Here is a 10856-nt window from a genome sequence, read left to right on the forward strand (position 1 = left end):
GTGCACAACGTTTCACAGGCGCATTTCCCGCCGAGCAGATACATGTCGTGAGATCTGCCACTATTGCGGGGCGCAATCCAGTTTCCTTGGCGAAGACCTTCTGGACCCTCTGGCTCGGTAATCTCGATTCCCGCAGGTTTTTCCGGACGTTTCGGCCAAAGCTGGTTGCCGGATTTGGCGGTTATCCAACACTGCCACCGCTCTACGCGGCGAGCGGCATGAAAATACCGACACTCATCCACGAGCRGAATGCAGTGATGGGACGTGCCAACAAGGCACTGGCTGCCCGTGTCAACGCAATTGCCGGCGGCTTCTTGACCGACACCGGTGGACCATTTGCGCAAAAGACAATCGCCACCGGAAATCCAGTGCGCCCGGCAGTCTTGGCAGAAGTGGGCAAGCCTTATAAGGCCTCGCAAGCGCACCAGCCCTTTCATTTTCTGGTTTTTGGTGGCAGCCAGGGCGCGCAATACTTTTCAACTGCAGTGCCTGCTGCCATCAAACTGCTGGCGCCGGAAGATCGTGCACGTCTTGTCGTGATGCAGCAGGCTCGCGCAGAAGATGAGTCATATGTGCGCTCGGCCTACCAATCGCTTGGTATCACAGCAGAGGTTGCACCATTCTTTCTTGATATGCCGCACCGCATCGCCGAATCCCATTTCGTTCTCTCCCGTTCAGGTGCGTCCACGGTTTCCGAGATAGCTGCCATCGGCAGGCCAGCTATTCTTGTGCCCTTCCCGCATGCCCTTGATCATGATCAGGCGGCTAATGCGGCTGCTCTCCAGGCCGCCGGAGGAGCCGACGTCATCAAACAGTCCGAACTCTCCCCGGAGCGCATTGCGTCCATCCTGACAAGTGCGATGAGCGAACCGACCCGTCTGGCATTTATTGCGGAAAAAGCCCGCACAACCGGTAAACCTCAAGCCACAAGGTTGCTTGCGGACCTTGCAGAAGCTATTGCGTCCGGTCAACGGATTGAAGATTTCAAAAAAGGAGTGCGTCCATGAAGATGCCGCTCAATATCGGCCTCGTTCATTTCATCGGTATCGGCGGTATCGGCATGAGTGGTATTGCCGAAGTATTACATAACCTTGGCTACAAGGTTCAAGGCTCCGATCAGGCCGACAGCGCCAATGTGCAGCGTCTGCGCGATAAGGGCATCGATATCTATGTAGGCCACAAGGCCGATAACATTGGCGATGCTGAAGTCGTCGTCGTCTCGACTGCTATCAAGAAATCCAATCCTGAATTGATCGCGGCCCGAGAGAAGCTGCTTCCGGTCGTCCGCCGCGCCGAAATGCTGGCGGAACTGATGCGTTTCCGCAAGGCCGTCGCTATCGGCGGCACGCACGGCAAGACGACGACGACCTCGATGGTCGCTACTTTGCTCGATGCGGGCCATCTGGATCCGACGGTGATCAATGGCGGCATCATCAATGCCTATGGCACCAACGCCCGCATGGGCGAGGGCGACTGGATGGTCGTCGAAGCAGACGAGAGCGACGGTACGTTCCTGAAGCTTCCCGCTGATGTGGCCGTTGTCACCAACATCGATCCCGAGCACCTCGATCATTACGGCACGTTCGACAAGGTTCGCGAAGCCTTCCGGCAATTTGTCGAGAATGTACCGTTTTACGGTTTCGGTGTGATGTGCCTTGACCATCCGGAAGTACAGTCGCTGGTATCGCGGATTGAGGATCGCCGCGTCATCACCTATGGGGAGAATCCGCAAGCAGATGTTCGTTTCGTCAATCTCGTCGTTGACGGCGCGGCCTCGCGTTTCGATGTTCATATCGCCAAGCGCAAGACGGGTGAGATCTCCGAGATTACGGGGCTGMGCCTGCCCATGCCGGGCCGGCACAACGTTTCCAACGCCACAGCGGCGATTGCCGTAGCACATGAGCTTGGGATCTCAGCCGACGACATCAAGAAGGGCTTGTCATCCTTCGGCGGGGTCAAGCGCCGGTTTACCCATACCGGTTCATGGAAGGGTGTCGAGATATTCGATGACTATGGCCACCATCCGGTCGAGATCAAAGCGGTCTTGAGAGCGGCGCGGGATTCCGCAAAGGGCCGCGTGATCGCGGTCGTTCAACCGCATCGATTCACACGGCTCGCCAGTCTGTTCGATGAGTTTGCAGCTTGCTTCAACGATGCCGATACGGTTGTCCTGGCGCCCGTTTATGCGGCTGGCGAAGACCCCATTCCGGGTGTGACTTCTGAGGCGCTGGTTTCGCGTATCAAAACCGCTGCACACCGTGACGCACGCTATATCGCGGGTCCGCAGGAGGTGGCTCCTTTGATCGCCGAGATCGCCAAGCCGGATGATTTCGTGATCTTTCTTGGGGCGGGCAACATTACCCAATGGGCCTATGCCTTGCCAAAGGAACTCGCAGCGCTCTAGATTTGGCGGTTGTTCCGACAGGGATGGTTCGGACGGGAAGGATATGATGTCTCCACTTATTGATGGCGACGCCCTGCTGAAAAAGCTGGGAGATCGTTTATCTGGTCTGCGCGGACGGTTGACGCCTAACATGGGCATGGAAAAGGTCACGTGGTTTCGCGCTGGTGGTCCTGCCGAAGTCATGTTCCAGCCCGCGGACGAGGAAGATTTGTCGGCATTCCTCAAAGCTGTCCCGCAAGAATATCCGATCCTCGTCGTTGGTATCGGCTCCAATCTTTTGGTGCGCGACGGTGGTATTCCGGGTTTCGTCGTCCGCCTGTCGGCCAAGGGCTTCGGCGAGGTTGAGCGGGTTGGCGATACGCAGTTGCGTTCGGGCACGGCGACGCCAGACAAGCGTGTGGCTGCTGCAGCCTTGGAGGCGGGCATCGCCGGGTTTCATTTCTATCACGGTATCCCTGGCGGGATCGGCGGCGCTCTGCGCATGAATGCCGGTGCGAACGGCGTTGAAACGCGTGAGCGTGTGGTGGAAGTGCGTGCCCTTGATCGCAAGGGCGAGGTTCGAATTCTTTCAAACGCCGACATGGGCTACGCCTATCGTCATTCCGGCGCGGCAAATGATCTGATCTTCACTTCGGCGCTATTCGAGGGCGTGCCGGGTGATCGCGGGGAAATCCAGACAGCGATGGATGCCGTCCAGCAGCACCGTGAAACGGTGCAACCCATCCGGGAAAAGACCGGCGGTTCGACGTTCAAGAACCCTGAAGGCTCCTCTGCCTGGAAAGAGATCGACAAAGCCGGCGGGCGCGGACTGATGATCGGTGGCGCTCAGATGTCACCGATGCATTGCAATTTCATGATCAACACCGGCACTGCCTCGGGGCATGACCTCGAGACGCTTGGCGAAACCATCCGTTCGCGGGTCGTGCAGAATTCGGGTATTCGCCTGCATTGGGAAATCAAACGCCTTGGGCTTTTTCGCCCGGGTCATGAAGTACACGAATTCATGGGCCAATTGCTATAGCGGCCGGTTGCTGGCATTGCTGCAAGGCGTTCGGCCGCCGATTCATCCTCCTGACATATTTTTTTACCGGAATTTCCATTGTTGAATCATTGGGGACTTGTCAGCGAATCAACTCTCTGATTCTTTAGGGACAAGCGTTAACTGATTTGAGTCGGCTGGTTTTGCCAGTCTCGGGTATCTGCGGTCCCGGCCGCCGGATGTGCGCGGACTCATGTCTGTTTTCAGCTTTGATGGGGAAGTGTTCGAGGGGTTGCCTTCATGGCGAAAAAGCATGTTGCGGTGCTGATGGGTGGCTTTTCATCGGAGCGTCCGGTGTCGCTATCTTCCGGCAATTCATGCGCCGATGCTTTGGAGGCCGAAGGCTATACCATAACCCGCGTCGACGTTACTCGCGATATCGCCAGTGTATTGCATGAACTCAAGCCTGATGTTGCCTTCAATGCGTTGCATGGGCCGTTCGGCGAAGATGGCACTATCCAGGGCATTCTGGAATATCTCGAAATTCCCTATACGCATTCGGGCGTGCTTGCGTCTGCGCTCGCGATGCACAAGGAGCAGGCGAAAATCGTTGCCAAGGCGGCTGGTATCCCTGTGGCTGAAGCCAAGACCATGAACCGCCTGGACTTCACCTCGAAGCATCCGATGAAGCCGCCTTATGTCGTCAAGCCCGTGAGCGAGGGCTCCAGTTTCGGTGTCGTCATCGTCAAGGAGGATCAGTCGCATCCACCGCAGATCATTACTTCTGCCGAATGGAAATATGGCGATAGCGTTATGGTCGAACGCTACATATATGGGCGCGAATTGACCTGTGCCGTCATGGGTGATGTGGCCATCGGCGTATGTGAAATCATCCCGGTTGGACACCAGTTCTACGATTATGATTCAAAATATGTTGCAGGCGGATCAAATCATGAGGTTCCCGCTAAAATTTCACTAAAAATTTACCAAAAAATACAAACACTGGCACTCAAGGCGCATCAGGCAATTGGATGTAAAGGGATTAGCCGGTCGGACTTCCGTTACGACGACCGTTTTTCCGAGGATGGCGAGCTGATCTGGCTGGAAGTCAACACCCAGCCAGGCATGACTCCCACCTCTCTCGTACCTGATATCGCCAAAGCTGCGGGGCATACCTTCGGTGAATTGTTGAGTTGGATGGTGGAGGACGCATCGTGTTTGCGTTGAAGGGCAAAAATGCGCACCCGCGGGGTGCTGTGCCGGTGTCTTCGGGCAGGTCGGCGACTTTTGGCCGTTTCCGGATCGTCCTGCCGAAAATCCTGCGCAAGCCTGTTCGCGTTCTTGCGCGCACCATCGAAGGCGAAGTCTCCATTCCGAACCATGTTGGGACATTCGGTGCCTTGGCTTTCCTGGCTTTGACCGGAGCTTACGGCGCAATCCTTGGCGGTCATGCGCCCGAAGTGGTCAAGGTTACAACCTCGACGTTCGGCTTCGCCATTGAAGATGTGAAGGTCGTGGGCAACAAGGAAACGTCTGAAATCGACGTTCTCGGTGCTCTTGGTCTTGATGGCGAGACGTCTCTGGTCGGCTTGAGTGCTGCTGATGCTCAAAAGGCTGTCGCAGGATTGCCTTGGGTCGAATCCGTCGATGTGTTCAAAGTCTATCCGAATACGATCCAGATTTCGATCCACGAGCGCACCGCATTGGCGGTGTGGCAGAATGGCGACCAGCTTTCGGTGATCGATGCCGATGGCCGCATGATCGTGCCTTTCAATGGCGGTCGCAGTGCTTCATTGCCGGTGGTGATCGGCGCAGGTGCTGACAAGCAGGCAAAGCTTCTCCTGACGCAGATGGCGGACTTTCCGCAAATCGCCGCCGAGGTAAAAGCCTATCAGCGGGTCGGAGATCGACGTTGGGACCTCGTGCTGAAAAACGGCGTAAGCCTGATGCTGCCGGAAACGCGCATCGACGAGGCCCTGACTGATATTGCCAATATGGACAGCAAGGCGGGGCTTTTGTCTCGCGATATTGCATCGGTCGATATGCGCCTGACGGACCGCGTAGTTGTCAGGCTGACACCGGAAGCAATGGTACAGCGTGTTGAGTATTTGAAGGCCCGTGACAAGGCGCCCAAGCGTTCGGAGAAGCGTGTATGAGTATTCTGAACGGAAAAGGTACATCGACAGGAGCGCCATCCGCCAAGCGGACGCGCTCGTTGACAGTTCTGGACATCGGTTCGAGCAAGGTCTGCTGCATCATCGCGCGTTTGCGTCCGCGTGAGGAAAGCGCGCATCTGCCAGGCCGTACACATCGCATCGAAGTTTTGGGAATTGGCCACCAGAAGTCGCGCGGCATCAAGTCAGGCGTCATCGTCAATCTGGATGCTGCCGAGCAGGCGATCCGTCTTGCCGTCGATGCGGCGGAGCGTATGGCGGGTCTCACGGTCGACTCGATGATCGTCAATATTTCGGCGGGCCGCCTGAAGAGCGAGAGCTTTTCTGCCAGCATCAATCTCGGTGGCCATGAGGTTGATCAGTCGGATATCCGCCGGGTGCTTGCAGCCGGTGCCAAACAGGCGCTTGCCGCTGAACGTCATCTCGTGCATTCGCTACCGATCGCCTATGGCCTCGATGGCGAACGCGGCATTCGCGATCCGCTCGGCATGATTGGCGATACGCTCGGCGTCGAAATGCATGTTCTGACTGCTGACGCAGCGCCGCTGCGCAATCTTGAGCTGTGCGTCAATCGCTGTCATTTGTCTGTCGAGGCGATGATCGCAACGCCTTACGCCAGCGGTCTTTCAGCGCTCGTCGATGATGAGGCCGAGATGGGCGCTGCCTGCATCGACATGGGTGGCGGTACGACAACGATTTCCGTGTTCTCCGAAGGCAAATTTATCCACGCCGATGCCATCGCCATTGGCGGCAATCATGTGACCATGGATGTTGCGCGCGGCCTTTCCGCTCATATGGACGACGCCGAGCGGCTGAAGGTCATGCACGGCTCAGCTCTGCCAAGTGCTGCCGATGACCGGGACATGATCAGTGTCTCGCCGCTCGGCAACGATGCACGCGATGTTCCCAATCAATATCCACGCGCGGTACTGACCCGCATCATACGCGCTCGCGTAGAGGAAACGCTCGAACTCGCGCGTGACCGCCTCAACCAGTCCGGCTACGGCCAGATTGTCGGCAAGCGTGTCGTGCTTACGGGCGGTGCCAGTCAGTTGGCGGGATTACCAGAGGCGGCACGCCGCATTCTGGCTCGCAATGTGCGTATTGGGCGTCCTCTTGGTGTCACGGGGCTTCCCGAGGCTGCCAAGGGTCCGGCTTTCTCTGCAGCGGTTGGTCTTCTGATTTATCCGCAAGTGGCAGGAATTGAAGAGCGTTCTGTAAAGGCTGGTTCATCTTCGTTGATGACAGGCACAGGTGGGCGTTTTCAGCGTATCGGCCAATGGCTGAAAGAGAGTTTTTAATCAAACTGGGGCAACCCAAGAAAACACCGCAGCGGCGAGGCGGTAGAGACGAAAAGGAACGAAACAAATGAGTATCAATCTGCAAAAGCCGGACATTACCGAGCTTAAGCCACGGATCACCGTATTCGGTGTTGGCGGTGGTGGTGGCAACGCGGTCAATAACATGATCAATGCCGGTTTGCGCGGTGTTGAATTTGTTGTGGCCAATACCGACGCACAGGCGCTGTCGCAGTCGAAGGCTGAACGTCTGGTTCAGCTTGGTGCCGCTGTGACCGAGGGCCTTGGTGCAGGCTCGCAGCCGGAAGTTGGCCGCGCAGCAGCCGAAGAATGCATCGACGAGATCAATGATCATCTCCAGGGCACGCACATGTGCTTCGTCACTGCCGGCATGGGTGGCGGCACCGGTACCGGCGCTGCGCCAGTCGTGGCCCGGGCGGCACGCGAAAAGGGTATTCTGACCGTCGGTGTGGTCACCAAGCCTTTCCATTTCGAAGGTCAGCGCCGCATGCGCACCGCCGATATGGGTATTGCTGATCTGCAGAAGAACGTCGATACGCTCATCGTCATTCCGAACCAGAACCTTTTCCGCATTGCCAATGACAAGACAACCTTTGCCGATGCCTTTGCGATGGCCGATCAGGTTCTCTACTCAGGTGTTGCCTGCATCACCGATCTGATGGTGAAGGAAGGCTTGATCAATCTCGACTTTGCCGATGTTCGTTCGGTCATGCGCGAGATGGGCAAGGCGATGATGGGCACGGGCGAAGCATCCGGTGATGGCCGCGCAATGGCTGYCGCTGAAGCTGCAATTGCCAATCCGCTGCTTGACGAAACCTCCATGCGGGGCGCCAAGGGTCTGCTGATTTCGATCACCGGTGGCCGTGACATGACGCTCTTTGAAGTCGATGAGGCTGCAACTCGTATCCGTGAAGAAGTTGACCAGGATGCCAATATCATCCTCGGCGCAACCTTCGACGAAAGCCTCGAAGGCATCATCCGCGTTTCTGTCGTGGCAACTGGCATCGATAAGCAGATTGGAGAGTCGGCGCCCGCGCCGATCGAATTTCGCCAGCCTCTGAAGCCCATTGCCAAGCCCGCGCAGCAGGCCGCCGCAAGTACAAATGCACGTCCGGTTGTCCAGCAGCCCACCGCACGGGTAGCGGACCCTGTAGCCGATGCGATCCGCGCTGCGGAGCAAGAGGTGGTACAGCGTGCCCCGCAGCCTGCCGAGGAGTTTCGTCCACAGAGCCGCATTTTCCAGGCTCCGGCGCCGGAAGTCTTTGATGCTCCCTTTGCTACCGCGCCTCAGGCTCCGGTGCATCAGCCCGCCCCGCAGCCACAGATGCAGGCTGCACCGGCACCGCAGCCGGCTGCGCCGCGCATGCCGAATGTCGCTGATTTCCCGCCAGTGGTTCAGGCAGAACTCAACGCCCGTGAGATGGGAAGCCGTGACAGCAATCGTGAGCCTTCCTATGACAGCCAGGAAGACCGTGGGCCGATGGGTCTTCTTAAGCGCCTCACTGCCGGTTTGACTCGCCGCGAAGACGAGACCGCCCGGCTCGAACCAGCGCAGCCGCGGGAACCCGCGATGCGTCCTGTCGAACAGCGCCGGCCGCTTTCGCAAGATGCGTCGATCTATGCGCCACGCCGTGGGCAGCTCGACGAGCAGGGCCGCGTTCAGCCACAAGCGCGCCAGGCTTCCGAAGACGATCAGCTTGAAATCCCGGCTTTCCTTCGCCGTCAGGCCAACTGATCTGATCACGGATTGTTAAAGGATATGAATTCCGCCATTGCCTCAATGGCGGAGTTTTTCTTTCAAGCCATTGAAAGGCCAAAGAAACGACTTAGCTGATGGCGTAGTGGTTTCGTTACAAACGTCGCGAAACCGTGATTTTGCTTCATGGGATGTCGACTGTATCTTGCGCCGCAAAATAACGATGAGCGATGCTGATTCCAGAAGCGTGCAGCGCCGCAAGTTAATGTCGAAAACCGGATGGACGATCCGGCGCGGTACATGGGCACGAGGTTTCAATTGCGCGACTACCAGACAACGATTGCCGAGCGAACAACGCTTTCAGGAGCTGGCGTGCATAGCGGTGCGCCGGTGACGATTGCCTTCGTGCCGGCCGAACCCGATACCGGCATCGTTTTCCACAGGCTCGATGGAAGCGGCGCGAGCCACGAGATCAAGGCGCTTGTGTCTGAAGTCGGGACGACCGACCTGTCGACGACGCTTGCCAACAGGGCAGGGGTGACAATCAGCACAGTCGAGCACGTCATGGCAGCCATTGCCGGTTCGGGCATCGACAACATGATCATCGAGATCGACGGCCCGGAAGTGCCAATTCTCGACGGAACATCCTCGGTGTTCCTCGACGCATTCGAGCAAGCCGGTTTTGTGCGGCAAGCGGCGAAACGCCGTTTCATCCGCATCCTCAAGACATCGCGCATCGAGGCCGGGGCATCCTGGGCCGAGTTCCGTCCTTATGATGGAACGCGTTATGAGGTCGAAATCGATTTTGAAACGCCAGTCATCGGTCGTCAGAAATTTGCCGCCGATATGGATGAGACGGTTTTCCGCACGGAAATTTCACGGGCGCGCACCTTCGGTTTCATGCGCGACGTCGAAAAGCTCTGGGCTGCGGGCCTGGCGCTGGGTTCATCACTCGATAATTCGCTGGTCATCGGCGACGATCATTCCGTGATCAATCCGGGTGGCCTTCGCTACAAGGATGAGTTTGTCCGTCACAAGGCACTGGACGCCATCGGCGATCTTGCCCTCGCTGGCGCGCCGTTCATTGGTTGCTTCCGCTCGTATCGCGGCGGGCACCGGCTGAATGCGGCGGCGCTCCGCGCACTCCTGTCCGATCATACGGCGTTCGAGATCGTCGAAATGGCTGGTAAACGCGGCCAATCGCGCGGCGCATCGCTTGTCGCCGTTAACGCCCCCGTCTTCGCACCCTGGGCGATCTGAAGCCTGTCAGTACGCTGGTACCGCATCGTGCACCGCTTGCAGCATGATCGATGCGAGGCGTGCGGTTGCCGGATCTGATTGCGCTTGCGATCGATGAAGAACAAGTCCGAGAGAAGGCAGCGGTGGCAGTCCGCTGTCAGCCGGCACCAGAGGTTGTACGCTTGGCGGTAGCCCGAACGGGGTGCGAATGGTTACGCCGAGGCCTGCTGCCGTTGCAGCCCATAATCCCGCCAGGCTCGGACTGACGAACGACTGCCGCCAAGGTATGCCGGCGCGGTCGAGTGCGCTCGTGGCGGCGGTGCGCAAGAGGCAGGGTGCTTCCAGCGACGCAAGAGGTAATGGTTCGTCTGCGGATGCTCGCCAGTTCCTTGGCTCGCCGGCCGGGCCAACCCAGCACATTGGTAAATCCTTGATGTGGTCGGAGTGCGGTGTCGTCACAGATGCATCATTCCAGGCCAACGCCAGATCAAGGCGATCGGTAGTGATGCGATCGATCAATTCGGCATTGCGTGCCACGCGTGCCTCGATCCTTACCTTTGGATGAGCGCGGGCGAACTGTCCGAGGACTTCCGGAAGAATGGTTTCGCCGAAATCCTCCTGCAATCCGAGCCGCACCCACCCGGCAAGCTCGGTGCCTTGGATCGCCGTCGCGGCTTCATCGTTGAGGTCGAGCAACCTGCGAGCATAGGCCAGCATCGTCTCGCCCGCTTCTGTCAACGCCAACCCGCGCCCCGCCTTAACGAAGATCGCCGTTTCCGTCTGCTGCTCGAGTTTCTTCAGTTGCGCGCTGACCGCCGAGGTGGAGCGGCCAAGCCGGGCCGCTGCCTTGGCAAAACTGCCAAGTTCCATGCCAGTCACAAAAGTGCGCAACACATCAAGGTCGAAGGTAATTCGTCGCATTCTAATTATCCATATTTTTGGAACTGTTTGTCAAAAACTTTCTGATTTTCAGGATGATGATGCCGCTCTATAAAAACGGCGTCAAGTCTTTTAAAGAAAGGATAGTTCCATGCCCTTCACACGC

Annotated in this window: 9 protein-coding genes; 8 read left to right on the top strand and 1 reads right to left on the bottom strand. The window is 57.8% G+C overall.

Going from position 1 to position 10856, the window contains the following annotated elements; genetic code table 11:
- The 8 genes from ACXJ5O_RS09995 to lpxC all read left to right on the top strand — a co-directional run.
- Positions 1-1007, top strand: a 1007-nt coding sequence (locus tag ACXJ5O_RS09995; RefSeq protein WP_457299757.1) for a UDP-N-acetylglucosamine--N-acetylmuramyl-(pentapeptide) pyrophosphoryl-undecaprenol N-acetylglucosamine transferase, incomplete at its 5' end; no start/stop codon positions are given.
- A complete protein-coding gene (gene murC, locus ACXJ5O_RS10000) occupies positions 1004-2404 on the top strand; it encodes a UDP-N-acetylmuramate--L-alanine ligase (protein WP_457299758.1) in 1401 nt (466 codons plus the stop codon). The genes ACXJ5O_RS09995 and murC, both read left to right, overlap by 4 nt.
- 46 nt (positions 2405-2450) lie before the next feature.
- Complete coding sequence (gene murB, locus ACXJ5O_RS10005) at positions 2451-3425, top strand: UDP-N-acetylmuramate dehydrogenase (RefSeq protein ID WP_457299764.1); 975 nt, start codon at positions 2451-2453, stop codon at positions 3423-3425.
- Positions 3426-3683: 258 nt separating this feature from the next.
- Positions 3684-4610: a D-alanine--D-alanine ligase gene (locus tag ACXJ5O_RS10010; RefSeq protein ID WP_457299759.1), complete on the top strand. Its 927-nt coding sequence runs from the start codon at positions 3684-3686 to the stop codon at positions 4608-4610.
- Entirely contained in the window at positions 4598-5539 is a 942-nt protein-coding gene (locus ACXJ5O_RS10015; protein WP_457299760.1) for a cell division protein FtsQ/DivIB, read from the top strand. The genes ACXJ5O_RS10010 and ACXJ5O_RS10015 overlap by 13 nt, the downstream gene beginning before the upstream one ends.
- Positions 5536-6858 carry a cell division protein FtsA gene (gene ftsA / locus ACXJ5O_RS10020; RefSeq protein WP_210000389.1) on the top strand — a complete coding sequence of 441 codons (1323 nt, stop codon included), beginning with the start codon at positions 5536-5538 and terminating at the stop codon, positions 6856-6858. The genes ACXJ5O_RS10015 and ftsA overlap by 4 nt, the downstream gene beginning before the upstream one ends.
- 67 nt (positions 6859-6925) lie before the next feature.
- Positions 6926-8611, top strand: coding sequence for a cell division protein FtsZ (ftsZ, locus tag ACXJ5O_RS10025; protein WP_457299761.1), 1686 nt, complete (start codon positions 6926-6928; stop codon positions 8609-8611).
- Positions 8612-8851: 240 nt separating this feature from the next.
- A complete protein-coding gene (gene lpxC / locus ACXJ5O_RS10030; protein ID WP_457299762.1) occupies positions 8852-9832 on the top strand; it encodes a UDP-3-O-acyl-N-acetylglucosamine deacetylase in 981 nt (326 codons plus the stop codon).
- A 6-nt stretch (positions 9833-9838) separates the two neighbouring features.
- Here the strand turns inward: lpxC and ACXJ5O_RS10035 are convergent, their stop codons facing one another.
- Complete coding sequence (locus tag ACXJ5O_RS10035) at positions 9839-10732, bottom strand: LysR substrate-binding domain-containing protein (RefSeq protein WP_457299763.1); 894 nt, start codon at positions 10730-10732, stop codon at positions 9839-9841.
- Between the last annotated feature and the right edge of the window lie 124 nt (positions 10733-10856).

This window comes from Phyllobacterium sp. P5_D12 (assembly GCF_054049495.1).